The organism is Arcticibacter sp. (assembly GCF_045629565.1).
In the GTDB taxonomy this organism is placed as follows: Bacteria; Bacteroidota; Bacteroidia; order Sphingobacteriales; family Sphingobacteriaceae; genus Arcticibacter.
In genome coordinates this window covers 1-26,777 of the sequence record NZ_JAZQRL010000034.1, presented here as the reverse complement: position 1 = coordinate 26,777, position 26,777 = coordinate 1, and the positions used below count along the sequence as shown (strand labels likewise).

Below are 26,777 nucleotides of genomic sequence, written 5' to 3'. Positions count from 1 at the left end.
GTGAAAATAAACGGTCTGCTAATCGAGCTCTCTTTCTGGTTAACAGTGATCTGTCTTTTTGGTACGGCCGATTTGGATTCAGCCCCGCATATCTCCCTATGCCCTTTATCTAACTCAGGTTGGCACTGGTGCCCGGGATGTGGCTTCGGCAGATCCCTGATAGCCATCCTTCATGGCGATTTCGTCCGGTCGTTTGATTATCACTGGTTTGGTCTTCCGGGAATCTTTATTTTATTTCAGCGAATTGTTTCTCTATCGCAAAAAATAAAAGTAACTTTCCTGTCTAAATCAGTTGTATGAGTTTGCAAAACCTTCTTTACGGTATTAGAGGAATTACACCTGAAGAATTTCAGTTCCTTAACCAAATTACCACTGGAATGAACGATGGGCAAGCACAACGTTTTGTCATGCTTTATTCGGGTAAGCGATTCAGCACAGATACCATGCTGCTATTTACCCTGTTGGGTTTCATCGGGATTGCCGGTGTTCAGCGTTTTGCTACCCGCCAGATCGGAATGGGCATACTCTATTTTTTCACTGCAGGCCTTTGTTTTATCGGTACCATTGTGGATCTGATCAATTACAGGAGCATGGCCAATGACTTTAACCAAACCGTAGCCGTTGAATGTGCCCAGATGATCAAGATGGCGTATAACGGCTAAAAATCATATCCATTAGCATCTCTTGCTAAATGCGTACTTTTGTCTGCTCAAGACATTATTAATACAGAACTATGGCTCCACTATTTATAGCCGCTTTCATTAGCCTTTTAATGACAGGCTTTTTTTGCTATACCATCACGAAGACCCTTTCTCATGTAGCCCACGAAAATCGTGACCTTAAACCAAATAATGTATGGCTGCTTCTGATTCCCGGCTTTAACTGGATCTGGAACTTCGTTGTTGCAACCAAGTTAAGCTCATCATTAAAAAAAGAGTTGGTGTCCCGCGACTTTGACGTAACGCAACGACCCACTTTTATGCAGGGAATGCTGTATGCAACGATCTCTCTGATTTCGGTCATCCCGTCCGTCCTGATCAGAATGTCTGCCAAGACCCCTGAAGAGATGATCAACGCCCCTAAAGGAATTCCCGACAATGTAGCCATGGCTATTGAGATCATCGGCATCCTGCAGATTATCCTTTTCCTGACCTATTGGTCTAAGATAAGCTGGTACAAAAACGTTCTCGAAAAAGACGAACAGAAGGAATATGAAGATAAGTGATATAAGCAGCTACCTGGAGAGCATAGCTCCCCTCTCTTTGCAGGAAGATTACGATAATTCCGGTCTTATAGTCGGGGAGCCGGATACCCTGATACACGCCGCCCTGATCAGCCTGGATTGTACGGAAGACATCGTCGACGAAGCGATTAGTAAGGGCTGCAATCTCATTATATCCCACCACCCTATCGTATTTAAAGGGCTGAAGAAATTCAATAATAAGAATTACGTTGAGCGCGCAGTAATGAAGGCCATTAAGCACGATATCGCGCTCTACGCCATTCATACCAATCTTGATCATATAAGCGGAGGTGTCAATGCCAAGATTTGTGAGAAATTAGGCTTGCAAAACGTGCAGATCTTGTCGCCAAAGAAAAACCTGCTTAAAAAGCTTGTTACTTTCGTTCCCCTGTGCCACGTGGAACGGGTTAGAAACGCAGTATTGGAGGCCGGCGCAGGACATATTGGTAACTACTCAGATTGCAGCTTTAATGTAACCGGTACCGGTACCTTTAAGGCAGGTGAAAATGCCGACCCGTTCGTCGGAAAGGTGAATGAAGTGCACCAGGAAGAGGAGGTAAGGGTTGAAACCATCTATCCTGATTATCTGGAACGCAAGGTGCTGGTTGCACTCCTGGAAGCCCACCCCTATGAAGAAGTAGCCTATGACCTTTATCCTCTTTCCAACTCATTTTATCAGGCGGGAGCAGGCATGGTCGGGACTCTGCAGACGGCAACAGACGAAATGCAATTCTTGCAGTTTGCCAAATCAGCTCTCGGTGCCAGGGTCGTCAGACATACCGCGCTCAGAGGGAAGCCGGTCAGGCGTGTAGCCGTATGCGGAGGCTCAGGAAGTTTCCTCTTAAAGGCGGCAATTGCAGCCGGAGCGGATGCATTTGTAACCGCAGATTTCAAGTATCATGAGTTTTTCGATGCGGAGGGAAAAATCATCATTTCAGACATGGGACATTTTGAAAGTGAGCAATTTACGCAGGAGCTGTTATTTGATATTATTAAGAAAAAATTTCCTAACTTTGCAATCCATTTAACAGCAATAGATACAAACCCCATAAATTACTTAATTTAATGGAACAAACCGTAGAACAGAAGCTTAAGGCTTTATACGAACTGCAAACAATTCACACCAAAGTTGATAAAATCAGACAGGTAAGAGGTGAACTTCCAATGGAGGTTTCCGATCTTGAAGATGAAGTTGCCGGTCTTGAAACTCGTATACAAAAAATAAAAGCTGATCTTGATGATCTGGAGGACTCAATCGTTACCCGGAAAAACATGATTAAGGATGCTCTTGCCAATACAAAGAGATACGAAGCACAGCTTAACGAAGTAAAAAACAACCGTGAGTACGATGCTATCTCTAAGGAGATCGAAATTCAGGGTCTTGATATTCAGGTTAGCGAAAAGAAAATAAAAGAATTTAATTTCGAAATCGCTAACAAAACCCAGGTTTACGAAAGAGCTCTTCTCGATCTTGAAGAACGTAAAAAAGATCTTGAACTTAAAAAGTCTGAGTTGGAAAATATTACTTCCGAAACTCAGAAAGAGGAGCAGGAGCTTTCTGCTAAAGCTGCCGAAGCGGAACTGAAAATCGACGAAAGACTCCTTACCGCTTACAACCGCCTGCGCGGAAATGCGAAGAACGGACTGGCTGTTGTAACTATTCAGCGTGATTCCTGCGCAGGATGTTTCAATCAGATCCCTCCTCAGCGTCAGCTGGATATCCGTCAGCATAAGAAGATTATCGTATGCGAACATTGCGGAAGAATCCTTGTAGATGAAGCGTTAAGTGGCGAGCACACCGAAGAAGGTGTTTTTTAAAGTAATATAGTCGGATTTTTATTCGGTTAATACATAGATAAACAAGAGAGGCTATACCCGTTAAACGGTATAGCCTCTCTTGTTTTATATCAAAACAACGAAGTCTGCCTTCCCCCGGCTGGAAGGAAATGACTGAGATCGAAGTCCGGAAGCTGGTTGTCAGGCATATATTTCTTCAAGGCAATAGAAAACAGCGAATGGATACTTTCCGCTATTTTACCATCGCCCTTCATACGCGTTCCCCATCTCGAGTCATTGAGCTTTCCTTCGTGGCAGGATGCAATCATATTCAGCACCTTATTTGCCCGGTCAGGATAGGCCTTATGAAGCCAATCAGTAAAAACTTCCGAAATGATCCCGTTTAGCCGAACCAGAGTGAATGAAGCCGCCTTCGCACCCTCATTTGCCGCCGCGCGTATTAGTGCGGGGATTTCATCACTGTTCAGTCCCGGAACAATAGGCGCGATCATAAGGTGTACCGGTACGCCTGCTCCATTTAATGCCCTTATAACTTTTAAGCGGCTATTCGCTGTCACTGTCCTTGGTTCCATCTTCTGTCTTAAACTCTCATTCAATGAGTTGATCGTTATTGATACCTGAACAAGGTTTAATCCGGCCAGCGGTTCCAGAATATCGAGATCCCGCAGGATAAGGTTATTTTTACTGATAATGCTCACAGGATGCTTATACTTCAAAAAGAGCTTCAGGAGTTCCCTCGTAATACCTAATTTTCGCTCCACGGGCTGATAGCAGTCGGTGTTTCCCGATAACATGATGGGATGAGGCGAGTATCCGGGTTTGTTAAAGAAAGCTTCAAGCAGTTCCGGCGCATTGCGCTTTACGAGGATCTTACGCTCAAAATCCAGTCCGGCACTATATCCCCAGTATTCGTGTGAATTCCGGGCGTAGCAATATAAGCAACCGTGTTCGCATCCCTGATAAGGATTAACAGAGTACATAAACCTAAGATCCGGACTTTCAGATTTGCTAACTATGCTTTTCGGATAGGTATCGATGAGCTGCGTAGCGGTATTCTCATAGAGCTCTTCATCGATCCCTTCCATGTGCTCTTTCACGTACCTGACACTCGAAAACTTGCTGTGCGTGTTTACCTGGGCTCCCCTACCCTTAAAGTATTCACTGTTATTTTCATATGTATTCCCTATATTTTTCATTGGTGATGAAGGTAATTTGCCCGAAATGGCCCCCAAAGGCAGATGCAAAAATACTAAAAATATTAGTATACCTAAACTTCGTTTCTCACGTATTCATTTTATCTGAAACAAATAGGCATGAATTTTTATCTTATTACAAGCAATTACATTAATATGAGAATAATCATATGTGATATATTATATTTTCAAGTAAGTTTGCGCCACGTATGAATTTTTTGAACAAAAGACAAAAAAAGTCAGGAGCTCTCAGCAGTACCTTACACATTCATTTATGAAGAAATCAGGTAAATACGTTATTTCCAAAAAGATAGACGGGCTTTTCATGACCCTGAACGATGTGTACAAGTTCTTGCTAAGATTCTTCAAAGAAGTGCTTTTCCCGCCGTACGAATTTAAAGAGCTGGTAAAACAGTGTTACGATATCGGGTATAAGTCATTGCCCTTGATTACGCTGACAGGTTTTATAACCGGACTGGTATTCACCAAGCAGTCGCGGCCCTCTCTCGCGGAGTTCGGTGCCGCTTCGTGGCTCCCCAGTCTTGTATCCATCGCCATTATCAGAGCACTGGCACCCCTCGTTACAGCACTTATAGCAGCTGGAAAGGTTGGATCGCAGATCGGGGCAGAACTGGGATCTATGAAAGTAACCGAACAGATCGATGCCATGGAAGTCTCCGGAACTAATCCGTTTAAATTCCTGGTGGTGACACGTATCATCGCGACCACTTTTATGATTCCCATCCTGGCGGTTTACACGGGTGTGGTAAGTCTTGCAGGATCGTTTATCAATGTGGCCCAGAATGAGCAAACCAGCTTTTCTTCGTTTGTAGAAAGCGCCTTACAAAACATCTCCTTTCTCGATCTGTTTTCTTCCATTATAAAGGCGATACTATTCGGCTTCACGATTGGAGCCGTGGGATGCTATCAGGGATATAACTCATCAAAGGGCACGGAGGGCGTAGGAAAGGCGGCCAATTCAGCTGTAGTGGTTTCAATGTTCCTCATATTTATTGAAGAGATCTTAGTGGTCCAGGTAGTTAACGCAATACGCTAATGAGAAAGCCATTTACACCAATCGACGCCAGCACACATCCTATATCTATTAAAGGATTGAAGAAATCCTTTGGGGATCATCATGTATTGCGCGACATCGATCTGGAACTTTACAAAGGCGAAAATCTGGTGGTGCTCGGACGTTCCGGAACCGGAAAATCAGTGTTAATTAAGATCGTCTCCGGCTTGCTTACACAAGACTCTGGCACGGTAAACGTACTCGGGCAGGAAGTAGAAAAGTTAACCACAAAAGAGCTTCAGCAACTACGGCTAAAAATCGGTTTCTCGTTTCAGAACAGCGCCTTATACGATAGTATGACGGTAAAAGAGAACCTGGAGTTTCCCCTGGTCCGGAATACTCCGCACGTTACAAGAAAAGAGATCAATTACGCCATTGAAGAAGTGCTCGAAGGAGTCGGGCTGCTGCAGGCGTTAAATCAGATGCCTTCTGAGTTATCAGGCGGACAGCGTAAACGTATCGGCATTGCCCGAACGTTGATTATGCGGCCGGAAATCATGCTCTACGACGAACCCACAGCGGGGCTTGATCCCATCACTTGCATAGACATCAATAACCTCATCAATGAGGTTCAGGAAAAATACAATACGTCGTCCATCATTATCACCCATGACCTGACTTGCGCTAAATCAACCGGTGATCGAATCATGATGCTCCTCGATGGCCGATTCGAAAGAACCGGCACATTTGAAGAAGTCTTCAACACAGATGATGAGCGGATTCAAACTTTTTATAATTATAATTTTACATCTTGATGGAAACTTCAGAAAATAAACGCTCCGTAATAGTTGGCATTTTTGTGTTCCTCGGTATCGTCCTGTTCGTAGCAGGTATCTTTACCCTCGCCGGACAACAGAAGCGCTTTGTTAAGAGCATCGAGCTGAACGCTATATTTGATAACGTAGCGGGCCTTAAAGTAGGAAACAACGTATGGTTTTCCGGTGTAAAGATAGGCACGGTAAAGAAGATCGACTTTTACGGTACCTCACAGGTCAAAATCAAAATGAATGTAGAGCAGGAAGCGCAGAAGTACATACACAAGAATGCTACCGCTCAGATCAGCTCAGAAGGATTCATCGGCAATAGGATTATCGTGATCGAAGGAGGAAGCATCAACTTGCCTGTAGTAGAATCAGGCGATCGTTTGCACGTTAAAAAAGCCTTAAGCACCGACGCTATGCTGGAAGACTTGCAGGCTAACAACCGGAACCTGATCGAAATTACAGGCAACCTGAAGGTTATCAGCGGTAAACTGGCAAATGGAGAAGGCGCTATTGGAGCGTTGCTCACCGATTCGCTTATGGCCGGAAATCTGAAGAATACCATGGCGGGCTTAAACAGCGCTTCGCAGAACATTAACCGCACAGCTGTGTCACTTTCTGCCTTTTCAAATAAGCTGAACACGAAAGGTGGTCTGGTAGACGAACTGCTTACCGATACCGGAGTTTTTTCTCAACTGGAAGGATCGGTAGAAAACATCCGGAAGCTCTCCGTTGCTGCTGCCTCCCTATCCGAAGACCTGAGCACGGCCGGACAAAAGCTTAACAACAAGGATAACGCCATTGGGGTATTATTAAATGATCAGGAATCAGCAGAAAGCCTGAAAAAGACCTTAACTAATCTGGAAACCAGCTCCCAGAAACTCGACGAGAATCTAGAAGCCTTACAGCATAACTTCTTACTTCGCGGATTCTTCAGGAAGAAGGCAAAAGAAGAAGAAAAGAATAAATAATTAGAAGATGGTGCGGGTAGAACACCCGTGCCATTTAAATTCCCAGACCCTCGCAGGCTTTCTCTGCAGCCAGCTTTTCCGCATTCTTTTTATTGTAATCACGTCCTACGCCCTTGTTTTCGCCATCTACCAGTGCATTCACTGTAAATAACTTCATGCTCTCACCTTCACCGTTAGGAACGATCTCAAAGAGAATATCCTTACCCTGACGTTGGCACCACTCGATAAGCTTGCTTTTGAAGTTCGTTTCCGTGTTCTCAAGTGTAAGGATGTCAATATGCGGCTTGATGATCCGCATCAAAAGGAAATTATGCGTGAATTCATACCCTTTATCCAGGTATATAGCACCGATCAGGGCCTCAAAAGCATCACCAAGCAATGAACTTTGCTTCGTAGGGAAGTTTACAATCCGATTGTCGTATTCAATCAGCTCGTCAAGCCCAAGCTTCTTAGCCAGCTGGTTCAGGTTAACCCGGCTAACAATCTTGGAGCGCATTTCAGTAAGAAAGCCTTCTGTTTTGTAGGGATAGCGCTTGAAAAGCTCGTCAGCAATGACCGCACCCAGCACCGCATCACCAAGAAACTCCAGTCTCTCGTTACTGTTTTTAGTGCCGTTTTTTAGGATGATCGCAACAGAACGGTGTCTGAAAGCCATCCGGTAAAGCTTAATATTACCCGGTACGAAGCCAAGCAAGTTCCTCATCAAGGATATGTACTTGCGTTGAGGAGAAAAATAAAGCTTATAAATAGAGGATATTGGCATTCGCGTGTTTGATCCATTTACCAAATGTCAAAAGCCCGAAGTCGGTAATTAAGGCATTTAACATAAATCCATCTTCTGTGATAAATTTATTCTAAATGCAGATCAGACAGACCCGGGCCTTATGGCAGTTAATAAATCCAGTTTAATCTTCGTACTTTCTAAAGATTACGGAAGCGTTATGACCACCGAAGCCGAAAGTGTTGCTTTGTGCAGCACGTACAAGCCTCTTCTGAGCTGTATTGAAAGTTAAGTTCAGTCGTGGATCAATCTCCGGATCATCAGTAAAGTGATTGATTGTTGGAGGTATAATGTCATTTTTAACAGCAAGGATGGCAGCGATACTTTCAACGGCGCCAGCGGCTCCAAGTAAGTGGCCTGTCATCGACTTGGTCGAACTGATATTCAAGCGGTAAGCATCTTCGCCGTAAAGGGCTACGATGGCTTTAGACTCACTCTTATCACCCAGCCCGGTCGAAGTACCATGAACATTGATGTAATCTACATCAGCAGTCGTCAGTCTCGCATCTTTCAACGCGTTAGACATCACCAGCTTCGCACCTAATCCTTCCGGATGCGGCGCCGTGATGTGATTGGCATCAGCACTCATGCCTCCACCGATAAGCTCAGCATAAATCTTCGCGCCACGGGCAAGTGCATGGTCAAGTTCTTCGAGGATGATGGTTCCTGATCCTTCTCCTGCAACAAAACCGTCTCTGTCCTTATCGAACGGACGTGATGCAGTGGCCGGGTCGTCATTTCTTGTAGAAAGCGCATGCATGGCATTAAAGCCACCCATTCCCGCTTCATTAATAATGGATTCAGAACCACCTGAAATGATCACATCAGCCATACCCAGGCGGATGTAGTTAAAAGCATCAATCAACGCATTGGTTGATGATGCACAAGCAGAAACAGTAGAAAAGTTAGGACCTCTTAAACCATATTTAATAGAAATATGACCCGGCGCGATATCCAGAATCATCTTGGGGATGAAGAAAGGATTAAATCGCGGAGTTCCGTCACCAAGTGCAAAGCTCGTTACCTCGTCCTGAAACGTCTTCAGACCTCCGATCCCCGATCCCCAGATTACTCCGATGCGATGGGTGTCAAGGTTCTCAAAGTCCAGGCCGGCGTCTGCAACGGCTTCATCAGTAGAAACAAGTGCATACTGTACAAATGGGTCTAACTTTCTTGCTTCTTTACGATCAAGAAAATCTTCAGGTTTGAAATTTTTAACTTCGCAGGCAAACTTCGTTTTAAATAAACTTGCGTCAAACCTCGTAATCGGAGCAGCGCCACTCACCCCATTGACCAGACCATTCCAGTATTCCGGAACGGTATTTCCAATTGGGGTAAGTGCACCAAGTCCTGTTACTACAACTCTTTTTAGCTCCATTTATGTTTTGGCAGCGTGATTACTTTACGTTTTTTTCTAAGTAGGCGATAGCCTGACCTACAGTACCGATTGTTTCAGCCTGGTCATCAGGAATAGCTACATTGAACTCTTTTTCGAACTCCATGATCAGCTCAACGGTGTCCAGTGAGTCAGCACCTAAATCGTTCGTAAATGATGCTTCAGGATTCACCTCACTCTCATCCACTCCTAATTTTTCCACGATAATTGCTTTTACTCTTGAAGCGATATCAGACATAGTTTCTATTTTTTATATGGTTATTAATTATCTGCAAAGAAAAATAAAATCTGATAAATATCAAACCTTTTTGTTTTTGGTTAAAAATGATCAACATCACATACCCAATGGCTATTGTTTTGTACCTTCGTGGCGGTTTCAGCAATCATTTTGAACAGATTTACTCTAAAATACGAATTAGATCTCGATTTTGTTTTAATAGCGATAACATCTTCACTAAAAGATTATATGCTAGCCTTCAAGATCAATCGGCAAATATCACATGATTTTGCCCGTATGGATGATTTATCTATTCCCCATGCCAGCGCCGGTCACTCTTTCTTCTCCAGGTATTTTTATCAACTACCTGAGTCTGAGACGGATCTCTTTTTGCTGGCAAACAAAGGTACGGAGGGTTATTTGATACCCGAAATGAAAAACGTAGATTACTTTATTTTGATAAGGAATTTTATCGATCAGGAAGACATCGACCACCTGCTCGGAGGGCTTAATCGCATACCCGAAGTCGTCGTAGCAGCAGAAGTTGATCCCGGAAAATTAAAATCTAAAGAAAATCTGATATTTTAGTAAATAATTAATGGTGTATAATGTACACCTTTACAAACATAATAGTTTAGGTTAAGATGAGACAAGTTCACAAAAGGACAAAGATAGTTGCCACCCTCGGGCCGGCTTCCTCCAGCAAAGAGACTTTGCTGGCCATGATCAAGGCAGGAGTAAACGTATGCCGTTTGAATTTTTCTCACGGAAGTCAGGAAGATCACCAGAAGGTGATTGACGTTATCCGCGAGATCAACCATCAGTACAAGCTGCACGTGGGAATCCTGGCCGATTTACAGGGGCCGAAGATCCGTATCGGAATGGTTCAGGACGGCGGTATTAAGCTTGTAAACGGCAGCCAGATCGAAATAACAACGGAAGAGATGGTCGGCAACGATCAGCAGATCTATATTACCTACTCTAGCTTTCCAAGAGACGTTCGTGCGGGCGAAATCATCCTTTTGGATGACGGAAAGCTTCAAATGCGCGTAGTCGATACCAATAATAAAGATAAGGTTATTTGTGAGGTGGTACACGGAGGCATTCTTACTTCACGTAAAGGTGTAAACCTTCCTAATACCAAAATTTCCATTCCAAGTTTAACAGAAGACGACTTGCATAACCTGGAATTTGCGCTTAAGAATGACGTGGAGTGGATCGGTTTATCTTTTGTACGTACAGGCGAAGACATCATCGACCTGAAACGCATCATTAACAGGAGCGGAAAGACGGCGCGGGTAATCGCGAAGATCGAGAAGCCTGAGGCTATTGAGAATATCGATGCAATCATTGCGGCTACAGATGGTGTGATGGTTGCCCGTGGTGACCTGGGTGTTGAGATGCCTATGGAGCAAGTGCCGGTATTGCAAAAGATGATTGCACGCAAATGCCTGCAGGCGTCTAAGCCGGTTATCGTAGCAACTCAGATGCTGGAAAGTATGATCACTACGCCTCGCCCTACCCGTGCAGAGGTAAACGACGTAGCAAACTCTGTTCTTGATGGAGCTGATGCAGTGATGCTAAGCGGCGAAACTTCAGTAGGTGAGTTCCCGGTTATCGTTATTGAGACCATGAGCAAGATCATCAAGAACATTGAAGAAACAGCTTATCCTTACCAGACACCTAAAAAATTAGACGAGAGCTCACCTCGTTATATGTCAAACGCAGTTTGCGGTTCGGCGGTGTACCTGTCTGCAAAGACAAACGCAAGAGGTATCGTGGCGATGACCTCTTCCGGTTATACCGCTTTTGAAATATCCAGTCACCGCCCTAAGGCCGGAACTTATATTTTCACTAATAATAAGGGTCTTCTGAATACACTTAGCCTGCTCTGGGGAGTAAGAGGTTTTTACTACGATAAAGCAGAGTCTACTGATCGTTCGATCAGCGATGTAAATCGTATATTAAAAGAAGAAAAAATGATTATGCCAGGTGATGTGATCATCAATACAGCTGCAATGCCGATCGAAAAGAAGGGTAAAACCAACATGATCCGCGTGACAACTGTTGACTAGTATTTATCACTCTATAGAGAAACGGCTACCAGATTCTGGTAGCCGTTTTTTTTTGTCGCTGCTTTTATGCCCGGTATAGTCTTGTTTTTGGCAATAATGAGGCACGCGAAAGATTATCTTCAAATCAACAGCCTATGTAGTAGTAACAAAGTGGTGTCCAGCCAGGGATCAGGTAGTGACCAGCTAGTGGGTGCAGCCACACTTTAGCCAGGATCTAGCCACGTTGTAGCCACGTTTTTCCAGTAAAACGTGGCTACAACGTGGCTGCACTGTGGTTACAAGGCGGCTGTACCCACCAGCTGCCCACCAGCTGCCCACCAGCTGGCTTTAGCGTTATGCGAACCGGAATACCGAGAAGGCTTAGCCGTGATAGATTCTAATCCTCCGATGGCTTTCTCGCCATCGATTCGTCGGCGCATTTAAGGCCTGTTGTTGTCATGATCCACGTGGAGGGAGTTTCCCATTCACTATCTTCAGGCAGGCAATCGCGCAGATTGATGTCGCGTATGATCGAATTCATTTCCCCGTCAAAGATCAACCGGGTATTCAACGGAACTTTCAAAGTAACCTTCACTTCCTGGTCCCGATAAGCTTGTTTAGGGGGAAAGTGGAGATATTTATCAAGGGTAATGATAGAATCGGCTTGAATGAATTCGTAACCACTCTTCTGAGCGTTTCTCAGGGCAGACTCGAAATCCCGGCCCCGGGCCGAAAAGTCTTTGATGATAAAAGCCGTGCTATCATCACTTCTTTCTACATACAGCTGTATTTCGCCGATGTCGTTGGCAATTTTTACCTTACCCTGTCTGCCGTTAAACGTTACGTTATAGTTCAGACTGTCGTCCTTGGAGAAGAACCGCTGTTTGTTGAGCTTTATATGGTAGGTTGGAAAAGGTTTGACAAGTGACTGCTGCTCGTATCTGGCCTCAGATTTGAATTCAGATCCCAGCTTGGCACCATAGAAAACCGCCATCCCTAGACCGGTGATCCAGATGATCAGTAGTGCGAATGAAGTCGTTTTTCCGGTAATTTTTCTGTTAAACAGAACGCGTAGGGCAAACAAAATAAGCGCGATTAACGGAATGATGATCAATATCGCTGCGCTGAAATAGATGGCCGACTGGTATTCGGGGTTAATTATGTTGAATGGAAAGGTGTCCAGCTCATGTCCGTCGAAAAATCCCATGATAAACAGCAGCCCCAGCAAGCAGCTGAATAGCAAGCTGCAGCAAACGAATATTACAAAAGCACCAACAATCTTAAACATGATTCCAAGGACCCGGGTGAGGAAAGTTCCTGTTCTGTCGCCAGCTTCTCTCAGGAAATCCTCGGTAGCATTTAAGCCGGGTTTTAATTGTGATCCGGCCTGGTTAAGATTCTGCTGAAGCGCATCAATCTCTTCGTCCAGGTTCCGTTTGAAGTTTTGCAGGTTGATGGGTTCGCCCTTCATAGCCATCCTGTCGGCCCGGGTTTTAGCTCTCGGAGTAACCATCCACAAAATGAGATAAACAATCAGTCCTGTTCCCCATAAGATGGTAGCAAGCACGGCGATAAGCCTTACCCATTTTGCCTCGATATCGAAGTAGTGCCCCAGACCGGAACATACCCCACCGATCATGCGGTCTTCCGGATCGCGGAAAAGAGAGCGGTGTGCGGTACGCATTCCACCAAAGTGTTCATCGTCAAACTCCACATCGAAATCGTTCACATTGCCCATTCTCGCAGTGATATCGACGACGTCCTGTTGAACAATCACCTGCTTACTTTGCTCTGTAAGGCGTTCGGTAAACATTTCGGCCAGTCGGTTTTCAATGTCCTGAACAATTTCTTCGTTGTCGCTTGAGTAAGCAAAATGGCGTTTTACCTCGGTCATGTATGACCGGAGAATTTCGTAGGCATCTTCCTCTATATGGAAAACGATACCGTTTATATTGATAATGATGGTCTTATTCATGTGATTAGGCGTTTGGGGTTTCGTTATTCTGATTTGGTCGTCCCTGCATGGACACGTGTACTGCATATCGTAGTTCTTCCCATGTGATATCCAGCTTGCTTAATACGTCCCGGCCGGCTTCGGTAAGCTGGTAGTATTTTCTGGGAGGGCCGGAAGTCGACTCGATCCAGTTATAGCTCAGGAGCCCGTTGTTTTTCAGTCGGGTCAGCAGTGGATATAGAGTTCCTTCTACAACCAGCATTTTCGCTTGCTTAAGCTCGTTTATTATATCAGAGGCGTAAATCTCGCCCCGGGATATAATAGAGAGGATGCAGTATTCCAGGATACCCTTCCTCATCTGCGTTTGCGTATTCTCTACTATCATATCACAAAGATATATGTTTTATATACTACTATGCAATACATAGTAGTATATTTTTTGAAAGTTTTATTCTTTCATTGTCTTCGCTAAATATCAGCGTGTAGTAGAGAAAGTGAGCTTTTGTCAATTTTTAGTGCCATTTCGAAGCTAAAAATTGATGAATGTCAGATTTTGGCTCTTTTTTATTGCGGATTTAAGAAAATATTACATTTTTTAGTTTGATAAATGAAATAAACTAACGATTTTTATACTTTAATCATTAATTTAAAAAGAACATATGAAGCAAATTCTATCAAGTTTGTTCATCTTGTTACTGTTATGCACTAGTGTAATAGCGCAAGATCGTACCGTAACAGGTACAATCAAAGGAAAGGATGACGGTCTTCCTCTTCCGGGAGTTAGTGTTAGATTGAAGGGCACGACAGTTGGTACTCAGACTGGCGCGAACGGACAATTTACAATTAGGGTTTCAGGAAGCTCTCCTGTTTTGGTTTTAACTTACATCGGCTACACAACACAAGAAGTTGCTGTTGGATCCAGATCTACCCTGGATGTTAGCTTAGCAAGCGATGCAACGCAACTTGGTGAAGTGGTAGTTACTGCTTTAGGTCTTTCAAGACAGGAAAAAACGATTGGTTATGCAGCATCGACCGTAAAGGCCGAGGAAATAACTGCAGCAAGGAATGCCAATGTAATGACCGGACTTCAAGGGAAAGTTGCAGGGGTTAATATTTCAAATGCTGGTGCTCCTGGAGCATCGACGAAGGTTGTAATACGTGGTGTTTCATCGTTTTCAGGAGGTAATAATCCTTTATATGTAATTGATGGTGTTCCGTCAAATAACACTACAATGAACAATGCATTTACCGGAAGTACAGAGTCCCAATTCTCGAGGTCTGTGGATTTTGGTAATCAGGGAAATGATTTTAACCCTGAGGATGTTGAGTCGGTAACAATACTTAAAGGAGCTTCTGCTACTGCCTTATATGGATCACGCGCAGCGCATGGTGTTATCATGATTACTACTAAGCGTGCAAAGCAAAACCAGAAATTAAATGTAACCTATACAGGTTCTGCTAATTTCAGCAATGTACTACGCGTTCCTCAAACTCAGAACGTTTTTGGACAAGGCTGGCCTTACTATGATGCAATTGAGAACGGATCATGGGGACCTAAGTTGGATGGAGTAGTGAGAGAATGGGGAACTGAAATCGATGGTGTTGCTCAGACAAAACCGTTTGCTTATGTCGAAAACAACATACGGGACTTTTACGACACTGGATACGACGTTCAGAACGCTATCACCTTATCTGGAGGTGGTGAAAACAACTCTTTGTTTTTCTCGTACTCAAACTCAGCCCAAGACGGAGTTGTTCCAACAAGTGCTGACAAGTTTTCTAGGAATAACTTCTCCCTTAGAGGAACTTCTACTTATGGAAAATTTAAAGCGGATTATAGTCTAAACTATATTCGTAGGGATATGAAAGCAGTTTTTGCCGGTCAGGGAACAAGTGATGGAGGTGCAACTCTTTATCAGGAGCTTATACAGATCCCTGTAGATATTCCAATCAGTGGATTTAAGGACTATAAAAGCGCTTACAATAACGTTGATAATTATTTTACCCCTTACGCAGATAACCCATATTTTACAATTAATGAGAATGGAACAAGCCTTCAGGACGATAGAGTCTTTGGTAAGTTAGAGCTATCTTACGAAGTTCTTCAAAACACTCGTTTAATTGGAAGACTGGGTGGAGATTTTAACAACACAAAGATACAAGATCGCGGTGCGGTTGTTAGGTATACTCCAGGTTCGTTTTCTGACATACATGGGAAGGCACCTATTGTTGGTCGTTATGGCGAGAACTTCAGGAAAGATGGTCAAATAGATGCCAACATTCTTTTGCAGGGCGATTATAAGCTAAACGAGGATATCAGATTAGGTGGTGTTGCAGGTTTTAACTATAATCAGAGAAGATACGATCTTTTAAATTCTTATCTATCCGGATTAAGTATTCCGAACTGGTATAGTCTTCAGAACAAAAGCACATCAGAGCCTATATCTGAATCGATTTTAAATCTTAGACGTCTGATGGCTGTCTATGGAAACATTGACTTTGGGTTTAGAGACTATTGGTTTGTAAATGTTTCTTTAAGAAACGACTGGTCCTCAACCTTGCCGCAAAACAACAGAAGTTATTTCTACTGGGGCGCTAATACCGCTTTAGTTTTAACTGACATGATTAAGGATTGGCAGTCAGAAAACTTCAATTACTTAAAGCTTAGGGCTGCTTGGGGTCAGACAGGTAACGATGCGGCACCTTATAGAATAGGTACTTCTTTCATCCCTTCAAGACCACCACTTGGTTTTGGCGACATTTATGCGCCATTGAATGGTGTTCCTGCATTGACAGAAAGTAACAATAAAGGAAATAACAACCTGAAGCCTGAAATCACCACTGAATGGGAGCTTGGTTTGGATTCGAGATTCTTGAATAACAGAATCGGTTTGGATGTTTCTTATTACAATAGGAAAACAAAAGATCAAATCATCCGGGCTTCAGTGGCTCCGGAAGCTGGTTATACAACGCAGACTCTTAATATAGGGAATATTCAGAATAAGGGTATTGAAGCGAGATTGACATTAGTTCCAGTAAAAAGTGAGAACTTCCAATGGGATTTAGCAACAACTTTTACTAAAAACGAGAGTGAAGTCTTGAAGCTTTACGGTGATGCTCAGGAGTTGTTAATTGAGAATGCTTATTCTGTTGATTATGTTGCTCGTGTCGGTGCCCCATTGGGTATTTTCAGAGTACCAAAGATTAGAAGAGTTGAAGAGGGTGAACATGCTGGAAAGATTATTGTTGGAGCAAATGGTTACGAAGCGATCGATCCAAATGGTAAAGAAGACTATGGAACTTCAAATCCTGATTTTATCTTAGGATTTAACAATACGTTCAGATACAAGAACTTTTCATTAAGTGCAGTAATTGATTGGAGAAAGGGAGGACAGTTCTATTCCTATACAAAACAACTGAATGCTTTTGTTGGGAACACGATGCAGACAACATACAATGATCGTCAGCCATTTGTTGTACCTAACTCTGTTAAAGCAGTAGTCACCAACGGAGTGACCACATATGTCGAAAATAACATTCCTATTCCTACAACCAGCATGTATTCTTACTGGTATGGTAACACAAACCAGGCACGTTATAGAGATTATGTATTAGACAGAGATTTTGTCAAATTAAGAGAGCTAGTATTCACCTACTCTGTTCCTAAACCATTTGTTTCTAAACTGAAGCTTGCATCCGTCGATCTAAGTTTGATTGGTAGAAACCTTCTGATGTTCACCCCTAAGTCGAATACTTTTGTCGATCCGGAGGGTACCAATTACGGTAACGATATAGCTTCTGAATTCGGTGAGTTCGCTGCGGGACCGACAATGAGAAGCATCGGCGCAAGCATAAGAGTTGGTTTCTAATAGATAATAAAAATAGTTATGAAAAAAATATATAGTATAGCTTTATTGCTGCTGTTCGTTCTTACGCAAACGGCTTGCAAGAAGACTTTAGATATAAACGACGCCGATCCCAACTATGTTGGAGACGCCGATCCTAAGTATTTACTTCCTTCCGGGATAACTTTCTCTGCTTCGAAGATTGGTGGAGACTTACAATTAGTTGGAAGCTTTTGGTCTCAACATTATACCCAGAACAATAATTCCAGTCAATACAGAACACTCGATTCTTATAACCTGACAATTTCCAGTTACAATTCGACCTGGAACAATCTGTTCGGTGGCGCTTTGAAAGATCTTAAGCTAACTATGCAGAAAAGTGAGGCTCAGGGGCTTTGGAATTATTATGTTGCCGCGGAAGTGATGTCTGCATTCGACTATCATATTCTAAACGATTTCTATGGTGCTGTTCCGATTAAAGCGGGACTTGACTACGATAACAACCCTCAACCTGTCTATGATGACAGCAAAGAGGCAAACGTACAAATCTTAGCAATGTTAGATGATGCTATATCGAAAGTTCCTCAAGCTGCAGCCTTACCAGCGATGGGAAATGAAGACTTTTTGTTTACTGGAGATATGGACAACTGGCGTAAATTCGCCAAATCTCTAAAGCTTAAAATCTTAATGCGTGACTTTGCTGCTAACTCTGCTCAGATTCAAACACTGTTAACCGAAAATGATTTGTTAGAAACCGATGCCAAAATGGATGTATTTGTGGATTCTGAAAACAAATCAAACCCATTGTTTGAGCAGGATCGACGTAAGTTGAATACCGCTGCGAATATGAGGGCAAGTAACACGCTTTTAACGTTTCTATTAGAAAATAACGACCCAAGGGTAGCAGCCTTTTATGAAGAAACTGTAGAAAGTCAATCAGAAGGTTCTACATGGCCAAAGTATGCTGGTATTGAGCAAGGGAATTATGGATTGACACAATCTGCTACCCAATCATCAAGAGCCGTCGTATTGCCAACTGACGCAGTATTTTTTATGAGCGCGGCTGAGGTGTCGTTTTTGAAAGCAGAAGCTTATGCACGTTTGAATGAAGCGGGCAGTGCAAAAAGCAACTATGATAACGGTGTTATTTTGGCTTTCGAAAGATGGAATTCAGCAACTTCGCCAATGAGTGCTGCTTCATTCATAGCACCTGGAGGAGAATACGCATTTAACGGAGGTTCCGTAGACGCGATGGTTGAGCAGATAATTCAGCAGAAATGGGTTGCGGCAGCGCGGTCGCAAGCATGGGATTCTTTCTTTGATCAGAATAGAACAGGTTATCCGAGGGTCAGCTCAGTTCCTACCACTGATCCGACTTATGTTCCGGGAAGATATACAATCTCCGTAACCTCCGTGATTGCTGCTGGCCAGTTACCGAGAAGGTTATTATTTCCAAAGAGTTCAAGTGATTATAATCCGAATGCACCAAAAGTTGTTCCGATTACAGAAAAAATGTACTGGCATAAATAGTTGAATTTTAAATTGGTTATATGAAAAATATAAGATATATATTACTAGCACTAATAGTGAGTGTTTTATACAGTTGTGAAACTTACTCCGATCAAGAGCAGGAGCACACAGCTATTGGAAAGATGTCAGGAGAATGGTTGTCAAATGTTTACGAAGACGATGATAGCACTTTGGCTGTTAACGGCCTGTTCGCCCTAAGAACATACAACACTACCTCGAATGACGTTAATAAAGCTTGGATGAAACTTGGTTCGACTCAAATTGTTGCATTGCTTGGAAAAGTTGATGTTGATGTCGCACAGAGGACTTTCAGTGGAACGACCATCGCTAATGAAGCCAAGGCTGGAAATACGTTTACGATACTTGAAGCGAAAGTAATGTTAGATGCTGCTACTACTGAAACCGGAATAAAAGCGGATAGCATTTACGTTAGGTATACTACTTCGGTTAATAACAAAACGTATATTGTGAGAGGACATCGTACAACCCAATGGACTCAATTTGAGTAAGGAACTTTTAAATGGGCAAATAAAATTGTATTTATTTGTTGAATGCGAAAGAGGCCGCCATTTGTGAGCGGTCTCTTTTGCGTTTAAGACAGATTATCTATTAAAAGAATTTGGGCTGAATTCTGGTTTCTATATATTATTTCAACAATTTTATTTTGTACGTTTATGAGATCATTTGTAAAACATCAAAGTGCCTAAACTAATCGCTTTTCTCACATTTGGATATCTCCTATCCAATACTGCGGTACACTCTCAGGTGGCACTTCCGGATTCAATATATTATAGACTTGCTACAACCTACCTAGAAGATAAGGGTTCTGTTTCCACCAGATCATTGATCTACAATGGAGTTGAACATGTGGGGTATTTCAGAGGCATTAAGGGAACTGCTTACTTGGAAACAGACCAGATGGTATCAGCGTCTGTGAAATACGATCAATTATGGTATAAGCTCCCTATGCTATACGATCTTTTAACGGATCAGGTTATAATTAAGCATTTCGACGGGCTATACAACGTTGCTTTGATAAATGATAAGATAGATCAGTTCTTTTTTAATGGCCGGTCCTTTCGAAATTTTAGGCTTGATCCGTTTGATGAAAAATTGATAAGCGGTTATCATGAAGAATTGTATTCGGGAAATGCAATATCTGTTTTCGTTAAAAGGAAAAAGATATTGAAAGAGCAATCAACGGCGCATGGAATGGAGCGGGAGTTTATTAGCATCAACCGGTTTTATCTGCTTATAGATAGCGTTTTTCATCCAGTGAAGTCCAAATCAGATCTGCTTGCATTGATGGGCGATAAAAAGAAAGCCATTGCCTCATATATAAGAAAGAATAAACTGAAATTCAGCAATGGGCGGGAACTTTCTATACTTATGGCTTCCAAGAAATATGATGAAATACCGTAAATCATGCGCTTAGCTCTATTAGTCTATATCTGCCTTTTATCCTTGACCTGGAGCACCTTATTTGCGCAGAATAATAGAGAAGAACTTTTTAATGGGCGGTTTGAAAACGCCAGGATTGAACAGGTCGTTGCCTTAATAGAAGAAAGTTCAAGGTATAAAGTTTTCTATGAGCCTAACCAGCTGGATAGCATCCGGATCAGCCTTGATGTTCAAGGGAAACCAATACGATGGATCCTAGATCAAATCTTTCAAAATACCCATTTAAAGTACTCTATAGATTTCCAGAACAACATTTTTATTACTTATGACGAGGAACTACTCGTGGCCTTGCCGAGACAAAATGGAATGAGGGATACGGAAGGTCTCTCACCAGGTAAATTACTCATTGAGTCGCGAGTTAAGGATTTTTTGACGGACGTGGGAAATGATGTAAGTGCCGCTAGTGCCAATAATAGGATTTTCGATATTGGAGACCGAGCGGTTGGCTTCAAAAAGGGTAATGTCACGCTAGCTGGATTTGTACGGGTTGCTCAGAGTGGGGAGCCGGTGATAGGCGCAAGTGTTTTTACTTCCAGTCCGAGAATAGGCACGAGTACTGATCAGTCGGGTTTTTATTCTATTAGTTTGCCTTCCGGAAGACATCTTCTGAATATCCGTTTTATTGGAATGCGAGATGCTGTTCGGACGATAAACCTATATTCCGATGGTAAGTTGGATATTGAATTGATTGAGCGGGTACGATCATTAAAGGAGGTTGATATCTCCGCGGAAAAAATAGCGAATATCCGTAGCACTCAGATGGGTGTTGAGAAGCTTACGATGGCTACAATAAAACAGATCCCGACAGTATTTGGAGAGCCTGATATCTTAAGGGTAATACTTACCTTACCAGGCGTTAAATCAGTTGGCGAGGCAAGCACCGGATTCAATGTGAGAGGAGGTGGGACGGATCAAAATCTTATTTTGTATAACGATGCTACGATTTATAACCCTTCCCATTTATTCGGCTTCTTTTCTGCTTTCAACTCAGACGCTGTAAAGGATATTGAGCTTTATAAGGGTAGTATTCCCGCTAAGTTTGGAGGTAGAATCTCCTCTGTTCTAGATGTTCATAGTAGGGAAGGTAATAATAAGAAGTTTACGGGATCAGCCGGAATTGGCCTGTTAACAAGCCGATTAAACATAGAAGGGCCGATTATAAAAGATCGGGCTTCATTTATGCTTGGTGGTCGGACAACGTATTCAGATTGGCTACTTAAAGAGTTACCACAAAAGTCTGGATACAGGGATAGTAGAGCGGCGTTTTCTGACATTGACTTTCACCTGAATCATAAATTCAATGAAAAGAATACTATCTCGTTTACTGGTTACTTAAGCAATGACCGATTTAATTTGAATAGTGACACCATTTATAGGTATTCAAACCAAAATATGTCTCTTAAGTGGAAATACATATTTAACAACAAGTTAAGTATGAGCGTCATAGGTGGATTAGATAAGTACGATTATCAGGTTAAGAGCGAAGAGAATCCAATTAACGCTTATCATATGGGCTTTGATATTACCCAGTCCAAGCTTAAGACAGACTTCACTTATTATCTTGACGGAAAGCATACCCTCGACTTTGGAGCAAGCAGCTTACTGTACAAGATACATCCTGGGGAATTTATACCGTATGGTCCAGAATCACTCGTCAGCAAAAATGTATTGCAATCAGAGCAGGCAATCGAAAGCGCAGTTTATCTGGCAGACAAATTCGAGGTAAGTCCTTCTCTTTCATTGAACATGGGTGTAAGATTTTCTTTGTACAACTACTTAGGTCCTCAGTCTACATATGCTTATGCGGAAAATCTGCCAAAAACGGAGTTCAACGTGATAGACAGTCTGAATTACAATAAAGGTGATATGATCAAGTCATACGGAGGTCCCGAATATAGATTTGCTGCCCGTTACGCTATCGATGGCGACCTGTCTGTCAAGTTAGCCTTCAATTCACTAAGGCAGTATATCCACATGCTTTCTAACACTACTGCAATCGCGCCGACAGACATTTGGAAGCTTAGTGATTTAAATATTAAACCCCAAACAGGGCGACAGGTGTCTTTAGGTGTTTTTAAAAACTTCAGGTCCAATACAATAGAAACGTCCGCAGAAGTTTATTATAAGTGGTTAGATAATTACCTTGATTATAGAAGTGGGGCAACGCTCGTTCTAAATCACCATATTGAGCAGGATGTAATCAATACAAGGGGAAAGGCGTATGGAGCCGAGTTTCAGATCAAGAAGACGGCAGGAAAATTGAATGGTTGGGTCAGTTATACATATTCCCGCACGTTTTTGAAAATGGATGATCCAACAGTAGTGCAACTGATCAACAATGGCGAGTATTATCCGGCAAACTACGATAAGCCTCATGATTTTACAGTTGTTGGCAATTTCAAGGCTTCTCACCGGTTCAGTGTATCGGCAAATGTTACCTACAGTACAGGAAGGCCTATTACGCTTCCTGTTGGGACTTTTTATTATGGCGGAGCAGAAAGGGTTCTTTACTCGGATAGAAATCAATACCGGATTCCAGATTATTTCAGGACTGATCTGTCTGTGAATATTGATGGAAACCATAAAATCCATCAGTGGATTCATAGCTCATGGACGATAGGAGTGTACAATTTAACAGGAAGACATAATCCATATTCCACTTATTTTACTACAGAAAATGGATCTGTTAAAGGGTATAAACTGTCGATATTTGCTACACCTATCCCATTTATAAACTATAACTTGAGATTTTGATGAGAAAGTATATATCGCATATAGCATTTTCATTAGCGCTACTGACGTTCGCTTGTAAAGAGACTTATGAACCTGAAGTAAACTTTTCGGCGACTAACCTTTTGGTTGTGGAAGGGCTTCTAAACGGAAATGGAGTGACAACGATAAGGCTTTCGCGTACCAGTAATAATTCTTCAAATAACAGTGTTACAGAGGCAGGTGCAAATGTTGAAGTTGAAGACGAACAAAAAAATACCTATTCTTTATCAGAAGCTTCTCGAGGAGTATATACCACAAAACATGCATTTGTTGCAGGACACAGATACCGCTTACTAATAAAAACAGCAAATGGAAGCCAATATGCTTCGGAATACGTAACATTGCTTAGTACTCCGGAAATAGATAGCTTACCATGGAAGCGAGTAAGACAAGGTGTTCAGATCTATGCTAGTACCCATGATCAAAGCAACAAAACCCGCTACTACAGATGGGAATATGAGGAAACATGGATAATTGTACCTAGTTATCATTCTCGTTACGAAATTGAGTTTAATGAGAATGCAGATCCCGTTGATAAGTTCCCCTATAGAATCTTCCCACGACGCCCAGAAAATGCTTTTCCTGATTCATGCTGGCAGACTGAGACATCAAAGAGCATCAATCTGGGCTCATCCAGCCGGCTCAAAGATGATGTGATCAGCCTTGCTCCTGTCTCATATATACCACAAGCCTCCTGGAAGCTGGATACACGTTATAGTATCCTCGTTAAACAATACGCATTGAGTGCCGCAGGATTTGAATATTGGGAAAATATGAAAAAGAACACCGAAGGTTTAGGTAGCATATTTGATCCGCAACCTTCTGAGATAAGAGGAAACATCACTTGTGTCAGCGATCCGAAGGAACAGGTTGTAGGCTTCTTTGACGCTTCGACGACAGCAGTAAAAAGACTATTTATATCCAATAGAGAGGTGTCAAATTGGAATTACAACAGTGGTTGTATTGAGGTTAGCGCCTTAGAAATCCCCGACAGCCTTGTAACAATATTTCCGCAAAATACTCCTTTGAATAAGGAGACAAGAACTACGGGCCAGTACGTTACCGGGGTTGCCCCAGCCTGTGTAGACTGTCGGCTAAAAGGTGTTCCGGTTAAACCTGATTTTTGGTAAGTGGTATGTATCATAAAATAATTTTCTTTTGTTTCTTGCTGATCTCGGTCAGATCTGCGGGGCAGATAACCGGTACAGACAGTTTAATGGCTGCGTTTGACCGCTACCGAACCGCAAATCTTCAAGAAAAAATATTTGTTCATACCGATAGAAGCAACTATTTATCCGGAGAACTAATGTGGTTTAAGGTTTATGATGTGGATGCATCATTTCATAAGCCTTCTGTGGTGAGTTCTGTCGCATATGTGGAACTATTGGATAAGGATAATAAACCAGTTTTGCAGACAAAGGTTGGAATGAAGGATGGGAAAGGGAATGGCTCATTGTACCTACCTGTTTCTTTAGGGTCTGGAAATTATCGTTTGAGAACCTACACACGTTGGATGAGAAACTTTGCTGCTGAGTTTTATTTTGAAAAAGATATTAGGGTTCTAAATACTGTGAAAGAACAATATCCTGAAGTCGAAAGATCTGTTGGTGGATATGATGTCCAATTTTTTCCAGAGGGCGGTAATCTGATTAAAGGGATGGAGAGTAAGATCGCCTTTCGAGTTACGGATCAAACCGGTAAAGGTATTGCTTTCAATGGTAAAATAATGGATGAAGGAGGGAGGAATATTATATCTTTCAAGCCACTAAGGTTTGGAATAGGCAGCTTTGTTTTCACTCCTCATCGTGGAGTAAGATATACTGCTCTCCTCGAATTTGCGGACGGACGCAAGGTTGAGCAGCCTTTGCCGGGGGCCTTGGATCAAGGATATGTGATGTCGTTAAAGGATGAGGGTGATAAGTTGATTTTAGAAGTGTCTTCAAATATTCCTAACGTAGGTGAAGCGTTTTTATTTGTTCATGCGGGACACAAGATCGAGTTTGGTTCGAAAGTGTTGTTGAATAATGGACATGGGTATGTGTCTATTCAAAAAGAAAAGCTGCATGAAGGAATTTCTCATTTCACGCTTTTCGATAATGACTTACAACCTGTATGCGAAAGGTTGTATTTTAATAAGGCTTGGAGAAGCCGACTAGCTATATCTTCGCAATTAAATGCTAAGGACTATGCCACCCGGAAGAAGGTGACTATTGATATAAAAACTAGACTTTTTGATTCAACGCCTACCACTGCAGATTTGTCTGTGTCAGTATATAAGACAGATTCTCTTCAGAAATTGAATTCTCCTGATATTTTGAGTTACCTTTTACTGAGTTCAGAGTTGAAAGGCGGTATTGAAGAACCAGAATTCTATTTTTCGGATACTAGCGAAGATGTATCTTTTGCATTGGATAATTTAATGTTGAGTCATGGATGGCGCCGTTTTAAATGGAGAGAAATATTAAGGAACGACGTTCCTGAGCCCAAATATATTCCAGAGAGAAGGTATCATATTGTGTCTGCACGGGTGTTTGATAGGGATAACAAGCTTCCTGCTGGGCAAATCTCGACTAATTTAGCTGTTTTGGGAGATCTGACACACTATGTTAACGGTCGAACTAATCCGGAGGGTAGGGTGGATCTTTTTACAAAGGATTTGTTCGGAGTTAGGTCACTTGTCTTGCAAACAAACACTGGAGAGAAGGCTTATACCATAGATATTTTGACTCCGTTTTCAGACACTTACTCAAGTCGGGTTTTACCTCAATTTGTTTCTGAAGTTAGCACTTCGCAGACGCTTCTACTAAATAGCATTAATATGCAAGCTTGGAATATTTATAATAAGCAAAGGCTGAATAAATTTGCGGAGCCAGGCAGAGACAGTATTCCGTTTTATGGTTCCTTAAAGGAGCGCTATTTGCTAGACAATTATGTTCGTTTTCCTACAATTGAAGAAGTTTTACGCGAATATGTCTTAAGCGTTGGTGTTCGCAGAAAAGAAGGGAAGCTAGCGATGCAAGTTTACAGCGGTGTCGTGAATCAGAGTTTTTTTGAGGAGCGACCACTGGTTTTTTTGGATGGAGTGCCAATGTTAAAGCCTGAAAAGTTCTTTGAATATGATCCTCTCAAAATAAAGAGTATAGAAGTACTTCCTAAGAAGTACTTTTTTGGACCAGATGTGTATGGTGGAATCATCCTCTTTAGTACATACAAAAATAACCTTGAGGGAATGGAGCTTGATCGAAATGCCGTAGTTATCGACTACGAGGCGCTGCAGTTAACCAGAGAATTTTATTCTCCCCGGTATGATACACCTCAGCAGCTTAAGAGTCGTTTGCCGGATTTCAGAAACCTGTGTTTTTGGGCGCCTGAGGTCGTTACAGACAAAGAGGGAAATGCAAAGCTTGATTTCTACACACCAGACCGTCCGGGAATTTACGTGGTAGATATACAGGGTTTAACGCCAGAAGGAAAGGCCGGAAGCTTTAAATTCAACTTTAACGTCCAATAAAATTATTTATAACGAACGCTGGCGAAGGCATTATTAGTATTGAGTTCTATTTCCCTACCGAAAACCAACGCATGATTATCGGGAATGTGACCTGCCGGGAAATCAAATGCTACTGGGTAGTCGTATTCCTTTACATGGTTCATAACCATCTCTTGTACGCTTTCTCCAAAAGGAACGGCATTGTCTTTCATATCGGTAAAGCCACCGATGATAAGG

The 26,777-nt window shown here is 42.3% G+C and carries 23 protein-coding genes and 1 pseudogene; 17 read left to right on the top strand and 7 right to left on the bottom strand.

Translation table 11 applies throughout. The features are described from left to right. The 5 genes from ACKI5J_RS04480 (at position 1) to ACKI5J_RS04460 (ending at position 3,061) form a co-directional block, all read left to right on the top strand. Positions 1-300 carry a DUF2752 domain-containing protein gene (locus ACKI5J_RS04480; protein ID WP_407426934.1) on the top strand — a complete coding sequence of 100 codons (300 nt, stop codon included), beginning with the start codon at positions 1-3 and terminating at the stop codon, positions 298-300. After that, entirely contained in the window at positions 297-662 is a 366-nt protein-coding gene (locus tag ACKI5J_RS04475; protein ID WP_407426932.1) for a TM2 domain-containing protein, read from the top strand. Before ACKI5J_RS04480 ends, ACKI5J_RS04475 begins: the two co-directional genes overlap by 4 nt. Before the next feature lie 71 nt (positions 663-733). Next, positions 734-1,225 (top strand): hypothetical protein, encoded by a 492-nt coding sequence (locus ACKI5J_RS04470; protein ID WP_407426930.1) that lies wholly within the window; start codon positions 734-736, stop codon positions 1,223-1,225. Then, positions 1,212-2,309: a Nif3-like dinuclear metal center hexameric protein gene (locus tag ACKI5J_RS04465; protein WP_407426928.1), complete on the top strand. Its 1,098-nt coding sequence runs from the start codon at positions 1,212-1,214 to the stop codon at positions 2,307-2,309. Before ACKI5J_RS04470 ends, ACKI5J_RS04465 begins: the two co-directional genes overlap by 14 nt. After that, positions 2,309-3,061, top strand: coding sequence for a zinc ribbon domain-containing protein (locus ACKI5J_RS04460; protein WP_407426926.1), 753 nt, complete (start codon positions 2,309-2,311; stop codon positions 3,059-3,061). The genes ACKI5J_RS04465 and ACKI5J_RS04460 overlap by 1 nt, the downstream gene beginning before the upstream one ends. A gap of 89 nt (positions 3,062-3,150) precedes the next feature. Here the strand turns inward: ACKI5J_RS04460 and ACKI5J_RS04455 are convergent, their stop codons facing one another. After that, entirely contained in the window at positions 3,151-4,236 is a 1,086-nt protein-coding gene (locus ACKI5J_RS04455) for a PA0069 family radical SAM protein (RefSeq protein WP_407426924.1), read from the bottom strand. Positions 4,237-4,507: 271 nt separating this feature from the next. On the opposite strand from ACKI5J_RS04455, the gene ACKI5J_RS04450 reads away from it, so the two are divergent. The 3 genes from ACKI5J_RS04450 to ACKI5J_RS04440 are packed head-to-tail and all read left to right on the top strand — an operon-like array spanning position 4,508 to position 7,040. Further along, complete coding sequence (locus ACKI5J_RS04450; RefSeq protein ID WP_407426922.1) at positions 4,508-5,290, top strand: MlaE family ABC transporter permease; 783 nt, start codon at positions 4,508-4,510, stop codon at positions 5,288-5,290. Further along, positions 5,290-6,063 (top strand): ABC transporter ATP-binding protein, encoded by a 774-nt coding sequence (locus ACKI5J_RS04445; RefSeq protein WP_407426920.1) that lies wholly within the window; start codon positions 5,290-5,292, stop codon positions 6,061-6,063. The genes ACKI5J_RS04450 and ACKI5J_RS04445 overlap by 1 nt, the downstream gene beginning before the upstream one ends. Then, positions 6,063-7,040, top strand: a complete 978-nt coding sequence (locus ACKI5J_RS04440; protein ID WP_407426918.1) for an MlaD family protein — start codon at positions 6,063-6,065, stop codon at positions 7,038-7,040. Before ACKI5J_RS04445 ends, ACKI5J_RS04440 begins: the two co-directional genes overlap by 1 nt. A 34-nt stretch (positions 7,041-7,074) precedes the next feature. On the opposite strand, the gene rnc is transcribed toward ACKI5J_RS04440, so the two are convergent. From rnc to ACKI5J_RS04425, 3 genes are all read right to left on the bottom strand, one after another. Continuing rightward, positions 7,075-7,803, bottom strand: a complete 729-nt coding sequence (gene rnc / locus ACKI5J_RS04435; protein ID WP_407426916.1) for a ribonuclease III — start codon at positions 7,801-7,803, stop codon at positions 7,075-7,077. Positions 7,804-7,945: 142 nt separating this feature from the next. After that, positions 7,946-9,199, bottom strand: coding sequence for a beta-ketoacyl-ACP synthase II (gene fabF, locus ACKI5J_RS04430; protein WP_407426914.1), 1,254 nt, complete (start codon positions 9,197-9,199; stop codon positions 7,946-7,948). 19 nt (positions 9,200-9,218) lie between these two features. After that, a complete protein-coding gene (locus ACKI5J_RS04425; protein ID WP_016194153.1) occupies positions 9,219-9,455 on the bottom strand; it encodes an acyl carrier protein in 237 nt (78 codons plus the stop codon). Positions 9,456-9,584: 129 nt separating this feature from the next. Between ACKI5J_RS04425 and ACKI5J_RS04420 the strand changes: the two genes are divergently transcribed. Together ACKI5J_RS04420 and pyk are read left to right on the top strand one after the other, a co-directional pair. Then, positions 9,585-10,022, top strand: coding sequence for an IPExxxVDY family protein (locus ACKI5J_RS04420; RefSeq protein ID WP_407426912.1), 438 nt, complete (start codon positions 9,585-9,587; stop codon positions 10,020-10,022). Between the two features lie 56 nt (positions 10,023-10,078). Beyond that, a complete protein-coding gene (gene pyk / locus ACKI5J_RS04415) occupies positions 10,079-11,509 on the top strand; it encodes a pyruvate kinase (RefSeq protein ID WP_407426910.1) in 1,431 nt (476 codons plus the stop codon). A 376-nt stretch (positions 11,510-11,885) separates the two neighbouring features. Here the strand turns inward: pyk and ACKI5J_RS04410 are convergent, their stop codons facing one another. Then, positions 11,886-13,463: a PspC domain-containing protein gene (locus tag ACKI5J_RS04410; protein ID WP_407426908.1), complete on the bottom strand. Its 1,578-nt coding sequence runs from the start codon at positions 13,461-13,463 to the stop codon at positions 11,886-11,888. A 4-nt stretch (positions 13,464-13,467) separates the two neighbouring features. Then, positions 13,468-13,827, bottom strand: a complete 360-nt coding sequence (locus ACKI5J_RS04405; protein ID WP_407426906.1) for a PadR family transcriptional regulator — start codon at positions 13,825-13,827, stop codon at positions 13,468-13,470. Between the two features lie 274 nt (positions 13,828-14,101). Here ACKI5J_RS04405 and ACKI5J_RS04400 point away from each other — a divergent pair, with 274 nt between their 5' ends. The 7 genes from ACKI5J_RS04400 to ACKI5J_RS04370 all read left to right on the top strand — a co-directional run bounded on the left by ACKI5J_RS04400 (position 14,102) and on the right by ACKI5J_RS04370 (position 26,561). Further along, positions 14,102-17,311 carry a SusC/RagA family TonB-linked outer membrane protein gene (locus ACKI5J_RS04400; RefSeq protein WP_407426904.1) on the top strand — a complete coding sequence of 1,070 codons (3,210 nt, stop codon included), beginning with the start codon at positions 14,102-14,104 and terminating at the stop codon, positions 17,309-17,311. An 18-nt stretch (positions 17,312-17,329) separates the two neighbouring features. Then, entirely contained in the window at positions 17,330-18,817 is a 1,488-nt protein-coding gene (locus tag ACKI5J_RS04395; protein WP_407426902.1) for a SusD/RagB family nutrient-binding outer membrane lipoprotein, read from the top strand. 20 nt (positions 18,818-18,837) lie between these two features. Beyond that, complete coding sequence (locus ACKI5J_RS04390; RefSeq protein ID WP_407426900.1) at positions 18,838-19,326, top strand: lipid-binding protein; 489 nt, start codon at positions 18,838-18,840, stop codon at positions 19,324-19,326. A gap of 190 nt (positions 19,327-19,516) precedes the next feature. Continuing rightward, complete coding sequence (locus tag ACKI5J_RS04385; protein ID WP_407426898.1) at positions 19,517-20,239, top strand: hypothetical protein; 723 nt, start codon at positions 19,517-19,519, stop codon at positions 20,237-20,239. 3 nt (positions 20,240-20,242) lie between these two features. Further along, the gene (locus tag ACKI5J_RS04380; protein ID WP_407426896.1) at positions 20,243-23,032 is read left to right on the top strand and encodes a carboxypeptidase-like regulatory domain-containing protein; all 2,790 of its coding nucleotides are present in this window, start codon (positions 20,243-20,245) and stop codon (positions 23,030-23,032) included. Next, positions 23,032-24,180, top strand: a complete 1,149-nt coding sequence (locus tag ACKI5J_RS04375; RefSeq protein WP_407426894.1) for a DUF4249 domain-containing protein — start codon at positions 23,032-23,034, stop codon at positions 24,178-24,180. The genes ACKI5J_RS04380 and ACKI5J_RS04375 overlap by 1 nt, the downstream gene beginning before the upstream one ends. A 383-nt stretch (positions 24,181-24,563) precedes the next feature. Next, positions 24,564-26,561, top strand: coding sequence for a hypothetical protein (locus ACKI5J_RS04370; RefSeq protein WP_407426892.1), 1,998 nt, complete (start codon positions 24,564-24,566; stop codon positions 26,559-26,561). 2 nt (positions 26,562-26,563) lie between these two features. Here the strand turns inward: ACKI5J_RS04370 and ACKI5J_RS04365 are convergent. Continuing rightward, positions 26,564-26,777: pseudogene (locus ACKI5J_RS04365) on the bottom strand (LD-carboxypeptidase); the annotation flags it as partial.

What these genes read in the sequence shown, in the direction of transcription:
- ACKI5J_RS04460 (WP_407426926.1), top strand. Translation starts at nt 2,309, where the DNA reads ATGGAACAAACCGTAGAACAGAAGCTTAAGGCTTTATACGAACTGCAA.
- fabF (WP_407426914.1), bottom strand. Translation starts at nt 9,199, where the DNA reads ATGGAGCTAAAAAGAGTTGTAGTAACAGGACTTGGTGCACTTACCCCA.
- ACKI5J_RS04440 (WP_407426918.1), top strand. Translation starts at nt 6,063, where the DNA reads ATGGAAACTTCAGAAAATAAACGCTCCGTAATAGTTGGCATTTTTGTG.
- ACKI5J_RS04370 (WP_407426892.1), top strand. Translation starts at nt 24,564, where the DNA reads ATGAGAAACTTTGCTGCTGAGTTTTATTTTGAAAAAGATATTAGGGTT.
- ACKI5J_RS04380 (WP_407426896.1), top strand. Translation starts at nt 20,243, where the DNA reads ATGCGCTTAGCTCTATTAGTCTATATCTGCCTTTTATCCTTGACCTGG.
- ACKI5J_RS04405 (WP_407426906.1), bottom strand. Translation starts at nt 13,827, where the DNA reads ATGATAGTAGAGAATACGCAAACGCAGATGAGGAAGGGTATCCTGGAA.
- ACKI5J_RS04410 (WP_407426908.1), bottom strand. Translation starts at nt 13,463, where the DNA reads ATGAATAAGACCATCATTATCAATATAAACGGTATCGTTTTCCATATA.
- ACKI5J_RS04425 (WP_016194153.1), bottom strand. Translation starts at nt 9,455, where the DNA reads ATGTCTGATATCGCTTCAAGAGTAAAAGCAATTATCGTGGAAAAATTA.
- ACKI5J_RS04465 (WP_407426928.1), top strand. Translation starts at nt 1,212, where the DNA reads ATGAAGATAAGTGATATAAGCAGCTACCTGGAGAGCATAGCTCCCCTC.
- ACKI5J_RS04475 (WP_407426932.1), top strand. Translation starts at nt 297, where the DNA reads ATGAGTTTGCAAAACCTTCTTTACGGTATTAGAGGAATTACACCTGAA.
- ACKI5J_RS04445 (WP_407426920.1), top strand. Translation starts at nt 5,290, where the DNA reads ATGAGAAAGCCATTTACACCAATCGACGCCAGCACACATCCTATATCT.
- ACKI5J_RS04375 (WP_407426894.1), top strand. Translation starts at nt 23,032, where the DNA reads ATGAGAAAGTATATATCGCATATAGCATTTTCATTAGCGCTACTGACG.
- ACKI5J_RS04395 (WP_407426902.1), top strand. Translation starts at nt 17,330, where the DNA reads ATGAAAAAAATATATAGTATAGCTTTATTGCTGCTGTTCGTTCTTACG.
- pyk (WP_407426910.1), top strand. Translation starts at nt 10,079, where the DNA reads ATGAGACAAGTTCACAAAAGGACAAAGATAGTTGCCACCCTCGGGCCG.
- ACKI5J_RS04450 (WP_407426922.1), top strand. Translation starts at nt 4,508, where the DNA reads ATGAAGAAATCAGGTAAATACGTTATTTCCAAAAAGATAGACGGGCTT.
- ACKI5J_RS04455 (WP_407426924.1), bottom strand. Translation starts at nt 4,236, where the DNA reads ATGAAAAATATAGGGAATACATATGAAAATAACAGTGAATACTTTAAG.
- rnc (WP_407426916.1), bottom strand. Translation starts at nt 7,803, where the DNA reads ATGCCAATATCCTCTATTTATAAGCTTTATTTTTCTCCTCAACGCAAG.
- ACKI5J_RS04400 (WP_407426904.1), top strand. Translation starts at nt 14,102, where the DNA reads ATGAAGCAAATTCTATCAAGTTTGTTCATCTTGTTACTGTTATGCACT.
- ACKI5J_RS04470 (WP_407426930.1), top strand. Translation starts at nt 734, where the DNA reads ATGGCTCCACTATTTATAGCCGCTTTCATTAGCCTTTTAATGACAGGC.
- ACKI5J_RS04390 (WP_407426900.1), top strand. Translation starts at nt 18,838, where the DNA reads ATGAAAAATATAAGATATATATTACTAGCACTAATAGTGAGTGTTTTA.